Genomic DNA, 19,005 nt, shown 5'->3' on the forward strand with positions numbered 1-19,005 from the left:
AGCAAGTCCTCTTGTGAGAACACGTGCGGGAGACGCAGCAGATCCACGGTCGAAGCCAAATGGCCTGGATCTAGGTGGGAGACCGCAGACATGTAGGGCAAGCGTCGTCTCTTCGGCGTGAAGACAGGATGGAGCATTGCAGTGGAGTCGAGCACACAGAAGGACTATGAGCGGGCGTCTGCCCGCGCGGCTCGATTCATTCATGCTCAGCACCCGACGCCGCCTATTCGGCGGCTGCCTGACCTACGCTCCTCTCTGTTGAGCGCACGATTCTGTCCTGGGCGAGCACTCGAGACGACCGCAACCGGGACCGCAACAGCAGGCGTCAGTTGCGATCTGGGATCGACATCGGTACCTGCTAGGCAACGGCACTCCTCAATCGTCAGAGGGCCGCTGTCGAACTGAAATGCAGACAGCCGATGGCCCGGTCCCGCACGGCGGGACCGGGCCATGGACATACGACAGATCGAGTGGCAGATTCGGGTACAGGTCGGGCAACAACATGCCCGCAGGGGGCTGCGATGGGCATCGTACGCGTCGTTGAGTGGAAGTTGGTCTGCACTCCTGAGGAGGCTGACGCGGCTGTACGCCGTGCATTCAGTCAGCTCGAACTGGGGCCTGAAGGCGAGCCTGGTCGCATCGTCGGGCGCACCAAGAGGTCCGTGTTGAAGAACCGGTGGGCGGCAGACGTCACCGTTGAGATTCAGCCGCTGGGTGCCGACACTATGGCATCGTGCACAGTCGAGATGCTCGGCAACAAGCATTTCGCCGTCCTGGGCGATCTTGCCGAAGCGGTAGGCGACGGCGTCTTTGACGATCGAGGTGTTGCTCCGGCCCTGGAGCGTCTCGGCAGGGCGAGCAGGCTGTTCGGGCTCAAGGAAGTGCGTCACCTGAGGAATCTGCTGCGCGCAAGCGAGGGAGTCCTGGAACTTGGGCAGGGCCAATACGAGGGCAAACAAGGACTCGTCGTTCTGACGACCGAACGCCTCTTCTTCCTCGAGAAGAGCCTCGGCAGCGAGACTGTTGAGGAATTCCCACTGAGAGTGATCACGTCCATGAGCGTGAACAAGGCGAGGACTGGCGAGACCCTCAAAATCTTCGCCTCCGGCAACCATGCTGAGATCAAGTCGATGATGCATGGCCAGGCGGACGCGGTGGTTCGCCGGTTTCACTCGCAGAACCAGCCCGCTCCCCATAGCGCAACTGCCGTGGCACCTCAACAGGTAGATGATCCGATCGCCCAGTTGGAGCGGCTTGGCCAGCTCCGAGATAAGGGACTGGTGTCAACCGAAGAGTTCGAGGCCAAGAAGGCCGAACTGCTCGGCAGATTGTGACTGCGGGGGAAGCCTGGTTGCGTGCCCGATCGGACGGCACACGGCGCGCACAGATTGCCTCGCGTCGTCGGGGTCCCCATGCCGAGCCGCCCCCGGCCGTCGCTTCAGGAGAGCAATTCCGCCTCGCGCCTCCCGACACGCCGCCAGCTTCGGCCGTTCATGTCAAAGGTGATGGTCAAGGCTGCGGTCAATTCCTCATAGAACCTCGCCCTGTCTGCCTCCGGGACGGCTTTCGGAAGTTGGTCGGTCGGCGTACCTAACGGTTGTCCGAACGCTGCGAGCTGCTCACTCTGCCCGCCGGCGAGAGAGTGCACTAGCCGCGTTTGGCCATAGCCGGGCAGCTCACCAGACATCTTGAACGTCTCGGTCTCATTGGCGCCGTTCCTGATCGAGACACGGATGCATTGAATCTCGACCCTGTTGCCCACGTAGGCCGTGACGACACCAAAGACCATGTTGGCCTCGGTGTGAATGCGGTCCAGGTCCCGTGCGGCAGCCAACCGCTTCTCGAACTCTGCGTCCTGCTCCCTCTGCATCTGGACGACACGGGTGGCCTGCTCATCTCGGCGTGCCGCCTCCTCGCTTCTGAAGGCCCTGACCGCGAACAGCACGGCGGCGACAGTGCCAATACCGCCGACCCATGTCCCGATAGCCTCGATCGCGTCCCAATTGGCGTGGCAGTCCGCTGGCCCGCAAGCCGTCGTGAACGCTCCAGCCCACCACCCGGTTGTCAGACCGATCGACAGCGCAACCATCGCCCACCCGAGCTTGCCCAACTGTCCTCCACCTCACGCCCGACGATCTGTTGGCCCATGCCTTATCCCACGGATTTAGACAGGCACCAATGAGTATGAACCGACACGGGGCGGACCTCCGGTAGGCGCGACTTCCCAGGTCGGCCGCAACGTCGAGCTGGGATGAGCACAACTACCCCGACTCGGAAGGGAATCACCAGTTTCGGGGTTCGACGGTCACGGCGAGGTCCGGCCTGTCGATCAGACTAGACGTCCTCGATCGACTGAGTCACTCGCAGTTGCCAGCGCAGAAGTCTTGAGACCACAAACGTTGAGCTCGGTCTGTGTCAGTGGGTCGAGGAGGCGGCGGTGGCGTTTGCCAAGGATAAGTGGACGACGGGTGTCACGCAGTCCGATGGGAAGGTGACGCGGGAGCGGGACGAGGAGCGGTGGGGGGAAGCGGTGGTTGGGGGTTTGGACCGATCCGCAGGGGAAGGAGAAGTCCCGGGCGTTCGAGACGAAGACGGCCGCGCTGCGGTACGCGAACGCGATGGAGACGGATCGGGATCGGGGGGACTACCTCGATCCGAGTGCCGGCAAGGTGCGGCTGGAGGAGATCTGGCCTCGGTGGATGGGGTCGCGGACGATCGATCCTGCGAGCGAGATTCAGTACGAGTCGAAGTGGCGGCTCCATGTGGAGCCGGTGTTCGGGCGGCGGATGGTCAAGAGCATCCTGCCGTCGGAGGTCGCAGTCTGGCTGACCGACATCATGGGTGCCTATGGGCCGTCGACGGCTCGCAGCGCGTTCCTGGTGCTCAACGGGTGTCTTGAGCTCGCGGTCGCCGACGAACTCATCAAGCGCAACCCAGGGCAGTCGAAGATCGTCAAGAAGCCCAGTAGACGGTTCTCCAAGGTCGTTGCCTGGTCGGACGAGACGGTGGAGCGCATCGTCGAGGCACACCCTGAGCGGTTCCGGCTGCTTCCGACGATCGCGTCAGCAGCCGGTCTGCGGCAGGGTGAGCTGTTCGGGCTCTCAGTCGACGACTTCGACTTCAGCCTCATGCTCATCAGAGTCCGGCGTCAGGTGAAGCGCCTGGGGAAGGAATTCGTCTTCGCCCTTCCCAAGAACGACAAGGAGCGTTTCGTTCCGATGGCACCCGTGCTTGCGAAGGCGGTCCAGAGCCACATCGAGCGTTTCGGAACGACCACCATCTCGCTGCCCTGGGAGAAGCTCGATGGCGACATCCAGGAGTATGACCTGATCTTCAGCTGGCTTGACGGCAGACACCTCACGGCGCGTCTGCATGACGAGCTCGTGTGGAAGCCGGCTCTCGCAGCAGTCGGCGTGATCCCGCCGCCCTACAAAGACAGCCGCGGCCGCCGGCGCTTCAAAACCGACCGTACGACCGGGCTGCACGCGCTTCGTCACTACTTCGCCAGCATTACCCTCGCGGACGGCGTGAACATCAAGGAGCTCTCCGAGTACCTCGGTCATCACGACCCAGGGTTCACACTGCAGATGTACACGCACATGCTGCCGTCGTCGTACGACCGTGCCCGACAGGCCGTCGACCGGCGGCTAACGCGACTTGCGCGGCGGCTGACGGACCAGTCACGGACCAGGACAGAAATCGGCCCGGAGCTCGAGCCTCCCGACCCGGGCCCCGAACTGCCCTAGCTGGGGATCCAGGGATGGCGGAAGCCCTTGCAAGCAAGGCTATTTGAGCTCGGCGGAGGTCTTGCCGAGGAGGCGGCGGGCGACGATTAGTTGTTGGATTTGTTGGGTGCCTTCGAAGATGTCGAGGATTTTGCTGTCTCGGGACCATTTCTCCAGGAGGTGGTGTTCGGAGTAGCCGAGGGTGCCGGTCAGTTCTACGCAGCGGAGGGTTATGTCGTTGGCTGTGCGGCCGGCTTTGGCTTTCGCCATGGAGGCTTGGAGGGAGTTGGGTTGGCCGTTGTCGGCCATCCAGGCGGCCTGGAGGGTGAGGAGGTAGGCGGCTTCCCAGTCGGCTTCCATGGCCAGGTACGTCGCGGCCGCGGCGGACTGCAGGTGGACGGGGCGGTCGTAGTCGATCTGTACACCGGCTTCGGACAGCAACTCCCGGGTGAGTTCCAGGGACGCGCGGGCGCAGCCGACCGCCATCGCGGCGACCAGCGGGCGGGTGTTGTCGAAGGTCTGCATGACGCCCGCGAAGCCCTTGTCGATGTCCGCGGAGCCGAGGAGGTTCTCCACCGGGACGCGGCAGTTCTCGAGGCGGATCGTCGCGGTGTCGGAGGCGCGGATGCCGAGCTTGTGCTCGAGGCGTTCGACGGTCATGCCGGGCGTGTCCTTCATGACCACGAACGACTTGATCGCGGCCCGGCCGAGCGACTTGTCGAGCGTCGCCCAGACGACGACCGCGTCGCAGCGGCCGCCGGCGGTGACGAAGATCTTCTCGCCGTCCAGCACGTAGGCATCGCCGTCGAGCCGCGCGGTGGTCTGGATGCCGGCCGAGTCCGAGCCGCAGCCCGGCTCGGTGATCGCCATCGCGGCCCACACGCCGTCGAAGCGCTGCAGTTGCTCGTCCGACGCGACGGACGCGATCGCCGAGTTGCCGAGGCCCTGACGCGGCATCGACAGCAGCAGCCCGACGTCACCCCAGCACATCTCCATGATCGACAGCACCGACGACAGGTTCGACCCGTTCACGACGCCGTCCTCGGCGGCAGCGGTACGCCGTACGCCGGAGGCGCCCGCGCCGGAACCGGTGCCCGAGGCACCTAATCCGTCGACCATCGCGGCGAGCATGTCCAGCTCGACCGGGTACTCGTGCTCGGCGAGGTCGTACCGGCGCGAGTTCGGCCGCAGCATCTCGGCCGCCACCTGATGCGCCTGGTTGACGAAGGCCCTGAACTTGCGAGGAGTTTCGAGGTTGATCATCAGACGAGCACCGCACCTTCCATCACGCCGATCGCCCGCAGGTCGCGGTACCACCGCTCCACCGGATGCTCCTTCACGAACCCGTGCCCGCCGAGCAGCTGTACGCCGTCGGTCCCGATCTGCATGCCCTTCTCGGCACACAACCGCCGTGCCAAGGCCGCCTCCCGAGCAAACGGGAGACCCTGCGAGGCACGCGATCCGGCTCGGTACGTCACCAGCTTCATGCCCTCGAGCTCGATCCCGATGTTCGCGACCATGAACGCCACCGACTGCCGATGGCTGATCGGTTCGCCGAAGGCCGTGCGTTCGTTGACGTACGGCGTGACGTAGTCGAGCACCGCCCGCGCCGTACCCAACGACAGCGCGCACCACCCGAGCCGCGACAACCGCACACACTCGGCGTAGTCCTCCACCGACCCCAACGGCACAGCCGGCACGTCCGTCAGCAGAACCCGGCTCAACGAAGCGGCCCGCAACCCCATCGACGGCTCGGCCTCGATCGTGACGCCCGGATGGTCCGGCTCGACCACGAACAACCGCGGCCCGGTGTCGGTCTGCGCGCCGATCACGAACAGCTCGGCCTCGGCAGCCCGCGGCACCAACGACTTCACGCCGTTCAGCAGCCCACCGGTGAACCGGGTCTGCAGCTCAAAGGGATCGAACAACGGCCGCGGCTCGAGCAGCGCGAGCGCCGCGGCCGGAACCGACGAGCCGGTGAAGGCCGGGAGGTACGTCGCCTGCTGCGTCTCGTCGCCCCACAGCGAGATCGCCGTACTCACCGCGGACGGTGCCAAACACGCGACCGCCTGCCCCAGGTCGCCGTGGGCGAGCGCCTCGGCGACCAGTACGCCGGTCAGCGCGGACCGCTCGGTGACGATGCCGCCGAGCTCCTCCGGGACCTCGATCAGGCTCAGCCCGAGCTCGGCCGACGACTCCAGGACCTGAGGCTCCGTGACGCACGCGGTGTCCGCGGTGGCGGCAGCGGGACGCAGTACGTCGGCGGCGAACGAGCGGACGACGTCGACCATCATCTGCTGGTCCTCGGTCGGCGTCAGGTCGAACCGTCCGGTCCCTTTCGCCGCGGGCAGCCGGGACGGCGCGGCGAGCTTCGATGCCGCCGAGAAACGCCGGGAGAGCGCTCCCGCCGTCCGGAAACCGGTCTTGGTCGCCTCGAACACCGCCCGCTCGGCCGGCTTCCGCAGCCCGAGCCGGTCGATCGCCCGCCACTGGGCCAGCCGGTTCAGCAGGGCGACCCCGACCCCGATCGCGTCCCGCCGCCCGCGCGTCCGCTCCTGAATGCTCATGCCGCTACTGTAAACCGAAGTTACAACCCAGGTCACGCTTTCCCGTTGGTAGCCTGACGCACCCAGGCTCAGAAGGAGTGCAGCGGTGGCGGTCAGCATGTCCGACGTGGCGCGGCACGCAGGCGTCTCGCAGCGGACCGTCTCGAACGTGGTGAACAACTACGTCCACGTGTCCCCCGCGACCCGGGCCCGCGTCCAGGCGAGCCTCGACGCCCTCGGCTACCGCCCGAACACTGCCGCCCGCCGGCTGCGCACCGGCCGCACCGGCACCGTGACGCTGGCCGTCCCGACCTTCCGCGCGCGGCGCTGGTCCGGCAGGACGTCGAGAGCGTCTACATTGCCGGCGCCGGCCCGATCGGGCTCGGCCTGACGGTGATGAGCAAGCTCAAGTACGGCGCCGACGTACCGGTCTACATCTCCGACTTCTCCCCCTGGCGCCTCGACTTCGCTGAATCGTTCGGTGCGATCCCGGTGCCGGCCGACGACCTCACCAAGGCCGGGAACCCCGATCTCGCCTTCGACTCGTCCGGCAAGGAATCCGCCCGCCGCGCGGCGCTCGACATCATCAGCCAGCGCGGCGCCCTGATCTGCGTCGGCCACGGCGAAGCGGTCACGCTCGACGTGTCCCGCGACCTGATCAGCCCCGAACACGCCGTCCTCGGCAGCGAGTACTTCCGGTATGACGAGATGCCGGGCAACCTCGCTCTCCTCCAGGAACACCAGGAGCTCATCGGACGCGTGATCAGCCACCGCTTCCCGGTCGCGGACATCGCAGAGGCGTTCCGCCTGTTCATGGCCGGTGAAACGGGCAAGGTCGTGGTCACGCAGGACTCAGTCGCATGAGGGGCCGCATGAGGGTCGCGGTGGTCGGCGCCGGCGGCTGGGGCGAGCACCACGCGCGCATCTTCTCCCGGCGCGAGGACACCGAACTGGTGGCGGTCTGCGGCCGCACACCGGCGCGGACCCAGGCGCGGGCCGAGAGGTACGGCGCGACGCCGTACACCGATCTCGACGAGATGCTGCGCAGCGAGCACCCGGAGCTCGTCACGGTCTGCCTGCCGAACGAGGACCACTACGACGTCACGCTGAAGCTCGTGCGTACCGGCGTACCGTTGCTGGTCGAGAAGCCGCTCGTCTTCGACCTCGCCGAGGCCGACACCCTGCTCGCCGAAGCCGAGGCCCGCGACCACTTCTTCGCGATCAACTTCAACCACCGGTACGCCGAACCCGTGCAACGCGCGAAGGCTCTCATCGACGCGGGCGAACTGGGCGACCTGATCTTCGCGACCTGGCGCTTCGGCGGCGAGGCGAACCGCGGCCGGTCCCCGCACGCCAACCTGATCGAGACCCAGTGCCACGGCTTCGACATGCTCGAACACCTCGTCGGCCCGATCTCCGCGGTCTCCGCACACCTGACCGACAAGACGTACGGCGCGTTCAGCACGATCGCGCTCGCGCTCGACTTCGAGAACCGCGCGGTCGGCACGATGCTCGGCACGTACGACTCGTCGTACGCCTACCCCGACACGCAACGCATCGAGGTCAACGGCACGAAGGGCCGCCTCGTCATCCACGACACAGTCCGCGCGCTGACGTTCTCCAAGGCCGGCGACCCGGTCGAGCAGCGCTGGCACTCGACGTACTTCGACGACGAGGCCCGCAACTTCGCAGGCACCTTCGACCGCCACGTCGACGCTCTGCTCACCGCACTCCGCGCCGGCGAGCAACCACCTGTCCACGCACGCGCCGGCCGACGAGCGCTTGCACTCGCCCACGCGACCATCGAATCCCACGAGACCGGCCGGCGGGTCAGCACCGCTTGACGTCAGTACGATCCGTTCATGGACCGGACCAACGCACTCGTCGAGCGGATCTTCCGGAACGCCGGAGCCGCGCTCGAGCTCTACTCCATCTACCTCGGCGAGCGCCTGGGCCTGTACCAGTCGCTCGCCCGGCAGGGCCCGGCGACGTCGGTCGAGCTGGCCGAACGCACCGGCACCAACGAGCGCTACATCCGCGAATGGCTGGAGCACCACGCCGCCAGCGGACTCGTCGACGTCGACGACGTCACCGCGGCGCCCACCGAACGGCGCTACACCCTGCCGCCCGAGCACGTTCCGGTGCTGGCTGACCCGGACCACGTCGACTACCACGGCTACAAGGGAGTCGAGCTCGCCCGGGCGGCCCGAATGCTGCCCGACCTGGTCGAGGCGTACCGCACCGGCGACGCGCCGCCGCACCAGCCGTGGGAGCCAGAAGGACGGGCCGAGTTCAATCGGCCGACGTACCTGAACCTGCTCGGCAAACAGTGGCTGCCCGCCATTCCCGAGATCGACGAGCGGCTCCGCGCCGACCCACCCGCCCGGGTCGCCGACTTCGCCTGCGGCACCGGCTGGTCGTCGATCGCGATGGCCCAGGCCTATCCACACATCACCGTGCACGGTCTCGACCTCGACGAGGACGCCATCGCCGCCGCAACCCAGCATGCACAAAGCGCAGGACTGAGTGATCGCGTCAGTTACTCGGTCGCGAACGCATCCGACGCCTCACAGAGCGGCCGGTTCGACCTGGTCACGATCCTGGAGGCCCTGCACGACATACCGCGACCCGTCGACGCGCTGCGGAGCGCGCGGCAACTGCTGGCACCAGGCGGTTCGGTCCTGATCCTCGACGAACTGGTCGAGGACGAGTTCACCGCCCCGGCTTCGGAGCTGGAGCGGTACCACTACGGCTGGAGCCTGATGTCCTGCCTGCCGGACGCGATGGGCGATCCGGAATCGGCCGCGACCGGCGCGGTCATGCGGCCGGCGACGCTCCGCCGGTACGCCACCGAGGCAGGATTCCAGGAAGTGCAGATCCTCCCGTTCCACACCTCGCTGTTCCGCTTCTACCGACTCATCCCGTGACCGCGTCGGCCTTCGCCTGCAGGTAGCGCTGTTCCGGGAGGCTCGTCGTACGGCGGGCCGCGGCGAGGTAATGCTCGTGCGCCTTGGCCGGCTCCCCCGCGCGCTCGTACAGGTGGGCGCGGACCGCGTCCAGCCGATGGGTCTCGGTGATGTTCTTGTCGTCCTCGAGGGTCGCGAGCAGGTCGAGACCGGCCTGCGGACCCTCGACCTGGGCGAGCGCGATCGCACGGTTGAGCGTCACCATCGGGTTCGGGGCGAGCTTCTCGAGCAGCAGGTACAACGCGAGGATCTGCCGCCAGTCGGTCTCGTCCGCGCTCGGCGCCTCCGCATGGACGGCGGCGATCGCGGCCTGCAACTGGTACGACCCGACCGCGCCCTGCTGCAGCGTGTGCAGGATCAGGTCGGCGCCTTCGGTGATCTGTTCGCGGTCCCACAACGACCGGTCCTGCTCGTCGATCGGCACCAGGCCGCCGTCCGGAGTCGTCCGCGCTGCCCGGCGTGAGTCGGTCAGCAACATCAACGCCAGCAGACCCGCGACCTCACCGTCGTCGGGCAGCGCCGCTCGCAGCATCCGCGTCAGACGGATCGCCTCCGCCGTCAGCTCGACCCGCTGCAACTCCTCGCCTGAGCTGGCCGTGTAGCCCTCGTTGAAGATCAGGTACAGCACCTGCAGTACGACGCGTTGCCGCTCGGCCCGCTCCGGCTCGGGCGGCATCACGAACCGGCTGCCCGCCGCCTTGATGCTCTTCTTCGCCCGGCTGATCCGCGGCGCCATCGTTGCCTCTGGCACCATGAACGCGCGCGCGATCTCCGCGGTGGTCAGACCGCCGACCGCCCGCAGCGTCAACGCGACCTGCGAAGCCGGTGTCACCGCCGGGTGGCAGCACAGGAACAGCAGCGTCAACGTGTCGTCGGTGTCCGGTGCCTCGTCCACATCGGCACCAGGCGAAACCAACTCCTCAGGACCGGCCATCGCCGCGACGTTGTCCTCGCGCCGCCGCCGCGCGTTCTCGCTCCGGAAAGCGTCGGTGAGCCGCCGCGTCGCAACCGTGATCAGCCATCCCCGCGGATTCGCCGGTACGCCGTCCACCGGCCACTGCGTCGCCGCCGCCAGCAACGCCTCCTGTACGGCGTCCTCACACAGGTCGAACTGCCCGTGCCGCCGAGCCAGAAACCCCAGCACCTGGGGCGCGAGCTCCCGCAGCAGGCCCTCCACACTCACGTGCTCGTCCATCCCCCGTACCCTACGCGTCAGCCTGCAGCACGACAGTACGTATACGTCCACTACGCCGGATCGGCCGACCCGCTGAGCGTGACCGCGGCCTGGCCGGGCAGACACCTCCTGTCGAGCTGCCGGTCAGCTAAACGACCAACCCGACCACGTTTCGACCCTGATCGCGATCACCGGCCCTTGCGGCGGGTCGGCCTCGTACTGCGGGTACTTCGCCACCAGCAGCTCAACCGCCGCCGCGTGCTCGGGCACCACGTGCGCGGTCCCGTCGACCCGGACCCACCACAGATGCGCCCAGTCCTCGTCGTACTCGTCCACCAGCACGGCGACCTGCTCATGAGCGGCGATGTTCCGCAGCCGCTTGAGCGCGGTCGTCGACTTCGGCTTCTGGTCGACGGCGATGAACAATTCGTCCGCATGTACGGCGTACGTCACCGGGACGATGTGCGGGCGCAGATCCACCCCCACAGTCGCCAACCGCCCAACCCGAGCCGCCGCCACCCGAGCCCGACATGTCCCCTCATCCATCCGCACCCTCCGACACTAACCACCACCACCCCACCCCTCCACCCCACCTCATTTGCCTGGCTCACCCAGGAATTTGACTGGCCCACCCATGAAGTTCGGGGTTCGTCACCCTGAATATGGGTGGCAAAGGCACAACCTCATGGGTCGGCCAGCCAAATGCCTGGGTCAGCCAGGGAAATGGGGCGGGCGAGATGTGGTGGTGAGGAGAGGTGCGGTTTGTGGCGGGGTGAGGGGAGGGGTTCACCGCTGCAGGTGGCGGAGGGTTGCGGTGGGGAGTTTGCGGGTCAGGGGGCCCAGGAGGGAGGCGTCGCGGAGGGCGGTTCGGGCGGCCAGGTGGCCGCAGGCTCCGTGGACGCCGCCGCCGGGGTGGATGGCGGAGCTGCCCAGGTACAGGCCCTCGACGAAGGTGCGGGCGCTGCCCAGGCCGATCGTCGGGCGGAAGACCAGCTGCTGGTGGAGCTGCATCGTCCCGCCGCCGAGCGCGCCGAAGCCGAGCGCCGCGTTCCCGGACTCCAGCGCCGACGGGCGCTGCAGGTCGCGGTCGATGACGAGGTCGCCGAAGCCGGGAGCGAACCGCTCGATCGCGCGTTCCATCCGGCCGGCCAGCTTCTCCGCCGCAGCGTCGTCGGAGATCCCGCGCGGCAGGTGCGCGTACGCCCAGACCGCCTCGGTTCCGTCCGGCGACCGGGTCGGATCCGTCTTCGTGGTCTGGCCGATCAGCAGGAACGGCTGCGACGGCACCCGCCCGGTGTCGAGATCGGCGGACAGGTGCACGAGGTCGTCCGCCGTACCTCCGAGGTGTACGACGCCTGCGGAACGTGCCTCCACCGACGTCCACGGGATCGGGCCGCTCAGCCGGAAGTTCAGCTTGACCGTCGGGTAGTCCCACTCGAACCGCTCGTCCAGGTCCCGCCGCAGCCCGCCCGGAATGAGTGCCTGCGGCAACAACTCGCCGTACAGCGCCGGTGCGGAGGTGTCCGCGACGACGGCGCGCTCGACGGTCACAGTCTCACCGGAGGCAGTGTGTACGGCGGTCACTCGGCCCCCGGACACCTCGAGCCCGGTCACCGGCGTACCCGGGACGAGCAACGCGCCCGCACGCTCGGCCCGCCGGACCATCGCGCCGGAGAACGCCGAGGACCCGCCGGCCGCGACCGGGAAGCCGACGTCCTGGGCCAGCATCGCGAGCAGCCAGCCCATCGTTCCGCTGACGCTGCCGGACAGCGGCACGTCCGCGTGCAGCGCGTTCCCGGCGATGATCGCCGGCCCGTGCCGCCCGTCGAACAGCTCCTGACCCATCCGGTGCATCGGCATCGCCATGAACCGCGCGAACCGCAGCAACTCCCCCGCCGAACCGAGCTTCCGGGCCAGCTTCAGCCCCGGCCCGAGCGGCGGCCAGGTGGTGAGCAGCGCGTTCAGCAGCGGCTCCCGGACCGACACGTACTGCTGATACAGGCGCAACCACGCGTCACCGTCGCCCGGATGCTCGGCGCCGAGCGACTTCGCGGTGTCCTCCGGATCCGGATGGATCGTGGCCGCGGCCCCGTCGGAGTCGAGCAGGTGGACGAGCGGGAGCGGGGCATGCGCCCATTTCAGGCCGAACTTCTCGAGTTCCAGCGCCCGAAGCACCGGTGACGCGACCCCGAGCGGGTAGTTCGAACTGAAACGATCGCTGATCCAGCCGCCGTCCTCGGTCGACCGGACGGCACCGCCGAACGTGTCGGCGGCTTCCAGGACCAGCACGTCCCAGCCCGCGTCGGCAAGCGTGATCGCGCTCACCAGCCCATTCGGCCCCGAACCGATCACCACGGCATCAACACTGCGCGGCAGCATGGTTCGAGCCTAACCGGAGCGGGCTTCGATCTCTTGCATGAGGGTGGTGAGCTCGCGGGCGCGGCCGATCATGGCGGGGTCGACCATGCGCCCGTCGGGGAGCACGATCACGCCGCCGCTGGCCACATCCGCCTTCTCGACGGCCGCCAGTAGCGCCTCCGCCTCGGCGACCTGGATCTCCGACGGGGTGAACGCCTCGACGATCGTGGCGAGCTGCCGCGGGTGGATCGCCGTACGGCCGACGAAGCCGAGCGCCCGGCCTTCCTGCGACGTACGCCGAAGTCCGTCCAGGTCGTGCACATGCGGGTAGACCGACATCATCGGCGCACCCAGGCCAGCGGCGCGCGACGCCGACACCAGCCGGCCGCGCGCCCAGGCGAGACCCTCCGGCCCGTCCACCCCGAGCGCACTGGACAGGTCCGCCTCGCCGAGCGCGACCGCGACGACGCGCGGATCGGCGGTCGCGATCTCGAACGCCCGCTCGAGACCCAGCGGTGACTCGATCAGCGCCGTGATCCTTGCCGACGGCACCTTTTCGAGCACCTCCCGCACATCGGCGGCGCTCTCGACCTTCGGCACCCGCAACCGCACCTGCGGTACGGCGGAGATCGCCGCCAGGTCGTCCGCGATCCACGGCGTGCCGAGCGCGTTCACCCGGACCTCTACCGGCCCGTGGGAGTTCACCGCGATCCAGGCCACCGCCCAGCCGCGCGCGTCTGCCTTGTCGGCGACCGGTACCGCGTCCTCGAGATCGAACACCACCAGATCGGGGCCCGCGGCAACAGCCTTCGCGAACCGGTCCGGCCGGTTGGCCGGAACATACAGTGCGGTCAGCACTTCAACGCCCCCTCACACAACTCCAGCTGCGCGCAGCGCCGCCAGCTGATCCGGCGTGACGCCGATCTCGGCGAGCACCTCGTCGGTGTTCGCGCCGTGCGGCCGGCCCGCCCACTTGATCGCCCCCGGCGACGCGGACAGCCGGAACAGCACGTTCTGCATCTGCACCGGTCCGTCGAGCTCGTCGTCGTCCACGCTGACGATCGTCCCGAGCGCGGCGTACTGCGGGTCGGTCATGATCCCGCGGATGTCGTGCACCGGCCCGACCGCAGCCTCGGCCTTCTCGAACTCCTCCATCACGAGCTCCAGCGACCGCGCCGCGATCCACGAGCCGACCGCGTCGTCGAGCTCGTCGGCGTGCTGGGCCCGCTCGCGTCCGGTCGCGAACCACGGCTGCGCGACCAGATCGGCGCGCCCGACCAGCGTCACGACCCGCTCGGCGATGCTCTGCGAGCTGGTCGACACCGCGACCCACCGCCCGTCCGCGGTCCGGTACACGTTCCGCGGGGCGTTGTTCGACGACCGGTTCCCGAGCCGCGGCTGCACGTACCCGGTCTGCTGGTACGCCGTGATGCCGCCGCCGAGCATCATCAGGATCGGTTCGATGATCGCCATGTCGATCACCTGCCCCGCCCCGGACCGATCCCGCTCGCGCAGCGCCACCAGGACGGCGTACGCCGTAGCGAGCGCGGTGATCCCGTCCGCGAGTCCGAACGGCGGCAACGTCGGCGGCCCGTCCGGCTCACCCGTGACCGCAGCGAACCCGCTCATCGCCTCGGCCAGCGACCCGAACCCGGGACGTCGCGACCACGGTCCGACCTGCCCGAACGCCGTCACCCGCGCGATCACCAGCCGCGGGTTCGCCTCGAGCAACACCTCCGGGCCAAGGCCCCATCGCTCCAACGTCCCCGGCCGGAAGTTCTCCACGAGTACGTCGTGAGAGCGCACCAACTCGAGGAACACGTCCCGGCCGCGCGACAGGTCCAGCGTCGCGAGCCGCTTGTTCCGGCCGAGGGTCTTGAACCAGAGCCCGACACCGTCCTTCGAGGAGCCGTGCGTGCGCGCCGCGTCCGGGCGGGACGGGTGCTCGATCTTCGTGACGTCGGCGCCGAAGTCGCCGAGGAAGGTCGCCGCCAGCGGTCCCGCGAACAACGTCGCCGCCTCCAGCACCTTCACCCCGTCGAGCGGAGCAGGCCTCATCCGGCGCACCTGAAGCCGATGTTCTCCGAGCGGTCGAGCCCGCCGCCGGTCAGCACCAGCTTGAAGCTGACGTCCGGGTCCTGCGGCCCGCCGTCGGCGTACCAGTCGGAGCCCTCGGCAACATAGTGCGAACCACCCTTGAGGATGCAGAACCGGCTGCGGCCGTCGCGGTGTTCGCTCTCGGTCAGGTTCCACACCAGCGGTTCACGCCGGATGAAACCCTCTTCGAGAGCCCCGATCTGCCACTCGTCCTCGGTGGGCAGCCGGCCGCCACGCCACGCGGCGTACGCCCGCGCGTCCGGCAGGTCGACGTACGTCACCGGCTGGTCCTCGGTCCCGGGCGCCGGAGCACCGTCGACCCAGTGCTGCAGGAACCGGTTCGGGACAAGCGGCCGATAGCCCGTCGCCTGCATGAAGGCCAAGTACTCCGCGTTGGTCACCTCGGCGATCGCCACCGACCCGCCCGGCAGCGAGACCTCACGCTCGACCGTCTGGATGTCGTGCAGGCGAGGCGGCAGCGGCTTCCACTCCTCGACGTACGGCGCGGTGTCGTACAGCCCGGTCTCGCGCCGCCGGTGCCGGACCGTCAACGTCCGCTCTCCGGCCGGTACGTCGACCGTCGGACCGATCTCGGCAGGTCCTGAAACGGGTGGCACTACGACCCGCTCGGCCGGACGCATCGGGAACGCGGACTCGCTGACATGCGCCCGCGGCATCGTGCCCAGCTTGCGTGCGGTGGCCCGGCAGGACGCGCCGGCGGTCGCGCCGACCCGGACGATCCCGGCGACGCCACGCCCCGGCACGGTCAGGTGTACGCCGTCGTCGTCCGCGGTGATCGGGACACCCGAGGTCACGTCGTACCAGTCGCCGACCTGGTCCTCGGAGCGCAGCACGATGCCGTCGAAGTCCTCGTCGTGGCGGTTGATCAGCGTCCAGAACGTGATGTCGGCCAGGTCGAACCGGGACCCGTAGACGCCGTGGTCGCGGGCCTTCTCCGGGATCTCCGGCGTCAGCTGGATCCAGTCGCCGGCGATCAGCACCGGCGCGAACGCACGCTGCGCGGCTACCATCCGGCGCAGCGTCGCGCGGTCGCGGGCGTTCCAGCCGACCCACGCCGAGAACACCGACTCCCAGACCAGCATGCCGACGCCGTTCACCCAGGCGGACTGCAGTTCGTCGCTGTGGTCCCGGTTCCACCGGCGGGTGTGGTGCATCATGTGCCGGCGCTCGAACAGATGCGCCCGCAGTACGCCGGGCGCGCGCGTGTCGGCGAACCACTGTGCCCAGGACAGCGCATGATCGCCGATCCTTGCCATCGGCAACCGCGACTCACCCTCCAGCGCGATCGCCGGGTTCGCCTGCCGGATCGCGCGGGTGAACTTCGGGTCGCCCTCCTTCAGCGTGTCCAGGAACACGCCGTCGACCGCGTAGTCCGTGACCAGGGTCGCGAACTCGTCGGAGTCGGAGCGGTCCGCCCGGCGGGTACCGACGTCCCACGGGTTGTAGTCGAAGAACACCTTCAGGCCGAGCCGGTGCAAGTCGTCGATCAACGCACGCAGGCCCGGTACGTCGCGGTAGAAGTCGAACTGGTTGCGGTCGTCGATCCCGATCACCGGGTACGCGTGCCAGAGCACGATCGCGTCGTACCCGCCGAACTCGGCGACACCGTGCTCGACGAACTTCTCCGGCGTGAACCTCCCGGTCTCCACGTTGTAGAGCAGGTCGTCCCAGAGCCAGACGAGCGCCACCGAGTACGCCGTCTGGGTCCACTCGCGACCGGGCTCGTTGTAGTGCGATCCGTCGTACCGGGTCCGTTCGATCGCGCCGAACCGCCATTCGGCCAGTTTCGCGCGCCACCGCGGCAGGTCGGCCGGGTCCTCCGGCGCGCCGAGGATCTTGGCGTCGTCCAGGAAGGACAAGTCGGTCCCGAGCCCGAGATCGACCCTGCCGGGTAGATCGATGGGCCGCGGTTCGAGCGGATTCACAGGTACACCTCCGCATAACGCGCGTCGATTGCATCCCCGTGAGGCACCGAGGGAATCGCCCCCGCGGCCTGAACACTCAATGAAGCAGCAACGTTAGCGCGTCGGACCGCGTTCGTCAGGTCGCTTCCAGTGATCGAGTCGTTAGCTGATGCAACAGTTAACGTTGCAGCCAGCACCCCACAGAACGTGTCTCCCGCGGCCGTCGTGTCGACCACCTCCACGGGTACGCCAGGAACCGCGATCTCGTCCGCGTCCCGGGTCAGGATCACCGCGCCGGCCCCACCGAGGGTGACGACCGCGGCCGGCACCTTCTTCAGCAGTGCGGACCGGTCCGGCCCGGCGATCGCCTCGGCCTCGGTCTCGTTCACCACCAGCAGATCGACCTCGGCGAGCAGCTCGTCCGACAGCTCGGCCGCCGGAGCAGCGTTCAGGATGAAGTACGCCGATGCAGCGGCCGCCGCCTGGACGGTCGCGAACGGGATCTCCAATTGGGAAAGCACGATTTTCGCTTGTCCGATGGCGGCCACGGCCTCCGCCGACAGCGTCAGCTCACCGTTCGCGCCGGGCGCGACCACGATCGAGTTCTCACCGCTCTCCTCGACCGTGATGATCGCCGTACCGGTCGGGGCGTCGCTGGTCGTCGCCAGCGTCAGGTCCACGCCCTCGAGCGCAGCCCGTAACAGCGCACCGCCCTCGTCGTCGCCGAGGGCGACCACCATCGCCGTCCGCGCACCGGCGCGCGCCGACGCCACCGCCTGATTCGCTCCCTTGCCGCCCGGACCACGCGTCATGGCTCCCGCCAGAACCGTCTCCCCCGGCCGCGGGATCCGCTGGACCGGCAACACCAGGTCCACGTTCGCACTACCGACAACAACAACCTCAGGCTCCACCCCGGGCCACCTCCACAGTCCGCCGCGCCAGCTCGTCGATCGCGATCTGGTTCATCCCCGGGAGGCTTGTGGTCACCCGGTTGTCCAGTGGTGCAGACCACTCTGCCGGAACCCCCCGCGTCGCGCCAAAAACCGCGCCCACCGTAGCGCCGGCCGAGTCCGTGTCCCAGCCGCCCATCACCGCGCGACCGATCGCCGAGGTGAAATCCGGGGCAGTCAGCGCGTACGCGGTGAGTGCGGTGTTGTTCACCGCATGTACCCAATGCAGGTCGCCGTACTCGGCGTGCAGAGCGTCGAGGGCGTCGTCCAGCTCGGCATCGGCGAGGGTCAGTCCGAACCGGACCGCGCGAGCGATCGCACCCTGTCCGCCGATCACGTCCAGTCCGGCGACCGCGGCCTTCACCGGATCGTCGAGCACCAGAGCGGCTGCCGACATCGCGGCGACCCAGAGCGCGCCGTCGACACCGGCGCCGGTGTGACTGAGCCGGGCGTCGACGAGCGCGAGCCGCGCGGCCGTGGTCCGGTCGCCAGGATGCGTCCAGCCGTAGGCGTCGGTCCGGATCTGCGCGCCGATCCACTCCCGGAACGGGTTCCCGACGACGGCCGCGCGGGCCGGCTCGACCCCTTCCAGAAGGTTGCGGTAGGCAACACGTTCGGCGGTGAACACGCGGCCGGCCGGCAGGTCGCCGAGCCAGCTCTGTGCCACGTCGTCCGTGGTCAGCCCCGGCCCGAACCGCTCCATCATCAGCAGCGCGAGGATCGCGAAGTTGATGTCGTCGTCCTCGGGCATACCGTCGATGACCTCGCGCAGGCTGTTCACCTTCGAGCGCCGGTTCCACGGCCACCGCTGCTGCACGTCGTCCGGTACGCCGACGGCGGTGATGTACTGCGTCAGCGGCCACTGTCCGGAACTGGCCAGGATCTCCCGGATGCCCTCGCGCGGGATCTTCTCCACGGGCTTGCCGAGCAGGTTGCCGGCCATCCGCCCGAGCCACGCGTTCAACGTCCGGGCCTCGAGATCGACCGGTGCACCCAGCGAGGGCAAGTCCGGAATCGCGGGCTCGCGCCACTCCCCTGTCCTGGCGTCGAGCACGTCGAGCAGCTCGCGAGCAAGCGCACGCAGCGCGGGCGTCGCCGGTTCGTCGGAGGCACCGGACACCGGTGCGTCCGTCGTACCGCCGGCGGCGAGCCAGCGGGCCTGCACGTCGGTGACGTCAACGCCTTCCGACCGCGCCTGGACCAGTTGGTGCGGGAGGAGATCCTCCGGCTGCACCCAGGTCATTCTCATCGGACTGCTTCCTTC

The 19,005-nt window shown here is 68.6% G+C and carries 17 protein-coding genes; 6 read left to right on the top strand and 11 right to left on the bottom strand.

The window, feature by feature from the left end; translation table 11 throughout:
- The first annotated feature begins 521 nt into the window (after window positions 1-521).
- Window positions 522-1,334, top strand: coding sequence for an SHOCT domain-containing protein (locus E0H45_RS21920; protein WP_165546542.1), 813 nt, complete (start codon window positions 522-524; stop codon window positions 1,332-1,334).
- A 104-nt stretch (window positions 1,335-1,438) separates the two neighbouring features.
- Here E0H45_RS21920 and E0H45_RS21925 read toward each other — a convergent pair whose 3' ends face one another.
- Complete coding sequence (locus E0H45_RS21925) at window positions 1,439-2,110, bottom strand: hypothetical protein (RefSeq protein WP_131340050.1); 672 nt, start codon at window positions 2,108-2,110, stop codon at window positions 1,439-1,441.
- Between the two features lie 424 nt (window positions 2,111-2,534).
- On the opposite strand from E0H45_RS21925, the gene E0H45_RS21930 reads away from it, so the two are divergent.
- On the top strand, window positions 2,535-3,746 hold the full coding sequence (locus E0H45_RS21930; RefSeq protein ID WP_131340052.1) for a tyrosine-type recombinase/integrase: 1,212 nt from the start codon (window positions 2,535-2,537) through the stop codon (window positions 3,744-3,746).
- A 39-nt stretch (window positions 3,747-3,785) separates the two neighbouring features.
- On the opposite strand, the gene E0H45_RS21935 is transcribed toward E0H45_RS21930, so the two are convergent.
- Together E0H45_RS21935 and E0H45_RS21940 are read right to left on the bottom strand one after the other, a co-directional pair.
- A complete protein-coding gene (locus E0H45_RS21935) occupies window positions 3,786-4,988 on the bottom strand; it encodes an acyl-CoA dehydrogenase family protein (RefSeq protein WP_131340054.1) in 1,203 nt (400 codons plus the stop codon).
- The gene (locus tag E0H45_RS21940; protein WP_131340056.1) at window positions 4,988-6,292 is read right to left on the bottom strand and encodes an acyl-CoA dehydrogenase family protein; all 1,305 of its coding nucleotides are present in this window, start codon (window positions 6,290-6,292) and stop codon (window positions 4,988-4,990) included. The genes E0H45_RS21935 and E0H45_RS21940 overlap by 1 nt, the downstream gene beginning before the upstream one ends.
- Before the next feature lie 85 nt (window positions 6,293-6,377).
- On the opposite strand from E0H45_RS21940, the gene E0H45_RS21945 reads away from it, so the two are divergent.
- The 4 genes from E0H45_RS21945 to E0H45_RS21960 are packed head-to-tail and all read left to right on the top strand — an operon-like array spanning window position 6,378 to window position 9,198.
- Window positions 6,378-6,662, top strand: coding sequence for a LacI family DNA-binding transcriptional regulator (locus E0H45_RS21945; protein WP_238155136.1), 285 nt, complete (start codon window positions 6,378-6,380; stop codon window positions 6,660-6,662).
- 5 nt (window positions 6,663-6,667) lie between these two features.
- Complete coding sequence (locus E0H45_RS21950; protein WP_131340058.1) at window positions 6,668-7,135, top strand: zinc-binding dehydrogenase; 468 nt, start codon at window positions 6,668-6,670, stop codon at window positions 7,133-7,135.
- 8 nt (window positions 7,136-7,143) lie between these two features.
- The gene (locus E0H45_RS21955; protein WP_238155137.1) at window positions 7,144-8,115 is read left to right on the top strand and encodes a Gfo/Idh/MocA family protein; all 972 of its coding nucleotides are present in this window, start codon (window positions 7,144-7,146) and stop codon (window positions 8,113-8,115) included.
- Between the two features lie 18 nt (window positions 8,116-8,133).
- Window positions 8,134-9,198, top strand: a complete 1,065-nt coding sequence (locus E0H45_RS21960; protein WP_131340062.1) for a class I SAM-dependent methyltransferase — start codon at window positions 8,134-8,136, stop codon at window positions 9,196-9,198.
- On the opposite strand, the gene E0H45_RS21965 is transcribed toward E0H45_RS21960, so the two are convergent.
- The 8 genes from E0H45_RS21965 to E0H45_RS22000 all read right to left on the bottom strand — a co-directional run bounded on the left by E0H45_RS21965 (window position 9,188) and on the right by E0H45_RS22000 (window position 18,990).
- Entirely contained in the window at window positions 9,188-10,432 is a 1,245-nt protein-coding gene (locus tag E0H45_RS21965) for an RNA polymerase sigma factor (RefSeq protein ID WP_131340064.1), read from the bottom strand. The genes E0H45_RS21960 and E0H45_RS21965 overlap by 11 nt on opposite strands.
- A gap of 123 nt (window positions 10,433-10,555) precedes the next feature.
- The gene (locus E0H45_RS21970) at window positions 10,556-10,957 is read right to left on the bottom strand and encodes a TIGR03668 family PPOX class F420-dependent oxidoreductase (protein WP_131340066.1); all 402 of its coding nucleotides are present in this window, start codon (window positions 10,955-10,957) and stop codon (window positions 10,556-10,558) included.
- Window positions 10,958-11,197: 240 nt separating this feature from the next.
- Complete coding sequence (locus tag E0H45_RS21975; RefSeq protein ID WP_131340068.1) at window positions 11,198-12,790, bottom strand: phytoene desaturase family protein; 1,593 nt, start codon at window positions 12,788-12,790, stop codon at window positions 11,198-11,200.
- A 9-nt stretch (window positions 12,791-12,799) separates the two neighbouring features.
- Complete coding sequence (locus tag E0H45_RS21980; protein ID WP_131340070.1) at window positions 12,800-13,627, bottom strand: HpcH/HpaI aldolase/citrate lyase family protein; 828 nt, start codon at window positions 13,625-13,627, stop codon at window positions 12,800-12,802.
- Between the two features lie 12 nt (window positions 13,628-13,639).
- On the bottom strand, window positions 13,640-14,827 hold the full coding sequence (locus E0H45_RS21985) for a CaiB/BaiF CoA transferase family protein (protein WP_131340072.1): 1,188 nt from the start codon (window positions 14,825-14,827) through the stop codon (window positions 13,640-13,642).
- A complete protein-coding gene (locus tag E0H45_RS21990; RefSeq protein ID WP_131340074.1) occupies window positions 14,824-16,812 on the bottom strand; it encodes an SUMF1/EgtB/PvdO family nonheme iron enzyme in 1,989 nt (662 codons plus the stop codon). The genes E0H45_RS21985 and E0H45_RS21990 overlap by 4 nt, the downstream gene beginning before the upstream one ends.
- Window positions 16,809-17,702, bottom strand: coding sequence for a ribokinase (locus tag E0H45_RS21995; protein WP_131340076.1), 894 nt, complete (start codon window positions 17,700-17,702; stop codon window positions 16,809-16,811). Before E0H45_RS21995 ends, E0H45_RS21990 begins: the two co-directional genes overlap by 4 nt.
- Window positions 17,692-18,990: an ADP-ribosylglycohydrolase family protein gene (locus E0H45_RS22000; protein WP_131340078.1), complete on the bottom strand. Its 1,299-nt coding sequence runs from the start codon at window positions 18,988-18,990 to the stop codon at window positions 17,692-17,694. The genes E0H45_RS21995 and E0H45_RS22000 overlap by 11 nt, the downstream gene beginning before the upstream one ends.
- Between the last annotated feature and the right edge of the window lie 15 nt (window positions 18,991-19,005).

The sequence above is a fragment of the Kribbella soli genome (assembly GCF_004331345.1).
GTDB classification, from domain to species: domain Bacteria; phylum Actinomycetota; class Actinomycetes; order Propionibacteriales; family Kribbellaceae; genus Kribbella; species Kribbella soli.

Excerpts from the sequence above, each read along its gene's own strand:
- E0H45_RS21920 (WP_165546542.1), top strand. The coding sequence starts at position 522 with ATGGGCATCGTACGCGTCGTTGAGTGGAAGTTGGTCTGCACTCCTGAG.
- E0H45_RS21935 (WP_131340054.1), bottom strand. The coding sequence starts at position 4,988 with ATGATCAACCTCGAAACTCCTCGCAAGTTCAGGGCCTTCGTCAACCAG.
- E0H45_RS21940 (WP_131340056.1), bottom strand. The coding sequence starts at position 6,292 with ATGAGCATTCAGGAGCGGACGCGCGGGCGGCGGGACGCGATCGGGGTC.
- E0H45_RS21950 (WP_131340058.1), top strand. The coding sequence starts at position 6,668 with ATGAGCAAGCTCAAGTACGGCGCCGACGTACCGGTCTACATCTCCGAC.
- E0H45_RS21955 (WP_238155137.1), top strand. The coding sequence starts at position 7,144 with ATGAGGGTCGCGGTGGTCGGCGCCGGCGGCTGGGGCGAGCACCACGCG.
- E0H45_RS21960 (WP_131340062.1), top strand. The coding sequence starts at position 8,134 with ATGGACCGGACCAACGCACTCGTCGAGCGGATCTTCCGGAACGCCGGA.
- E0H45_RS21965 (WP_131340064.1), bottom strand. The coding sequence starts at position 10,432 with ATGGACGAGCACGTGAGTGTGGAGGGCCTGCTGCGGGAGCTCGCGCCC.
- E0H45_RS21970 (WP_131340066.1), bottom strand. The coding sequence starts at position 10,957 with ATGGATGAGGGGACATGTCGGGCTCGGGTGGCGGCGGCTCGGGTTGGG.
- E0H45_RS21975 (WP_131340068.1), bottom strand. The coding sequence starts at position 12,790 with ATGCTGCCGCGCAGTGTTGATGCCGTGGTGATCGGTTCGGGGCCGAAT.
- E0H45_RS21985 (WP_131340072.1), bottom strand. The coding sequence starts at position 14,827 with ATGAGGCCTGCTCCGCTCGACGGGGTGAAGGTGCTGGAGGCGGCGACG.
- E0H45_RS22000 (WP_131340078.1), bottom strand. The coding sequence starts at position 18,990 with ATGAGAATGACCTGGGTGCAGCCGGAGGATCTCCTCCCGCACCAACTG.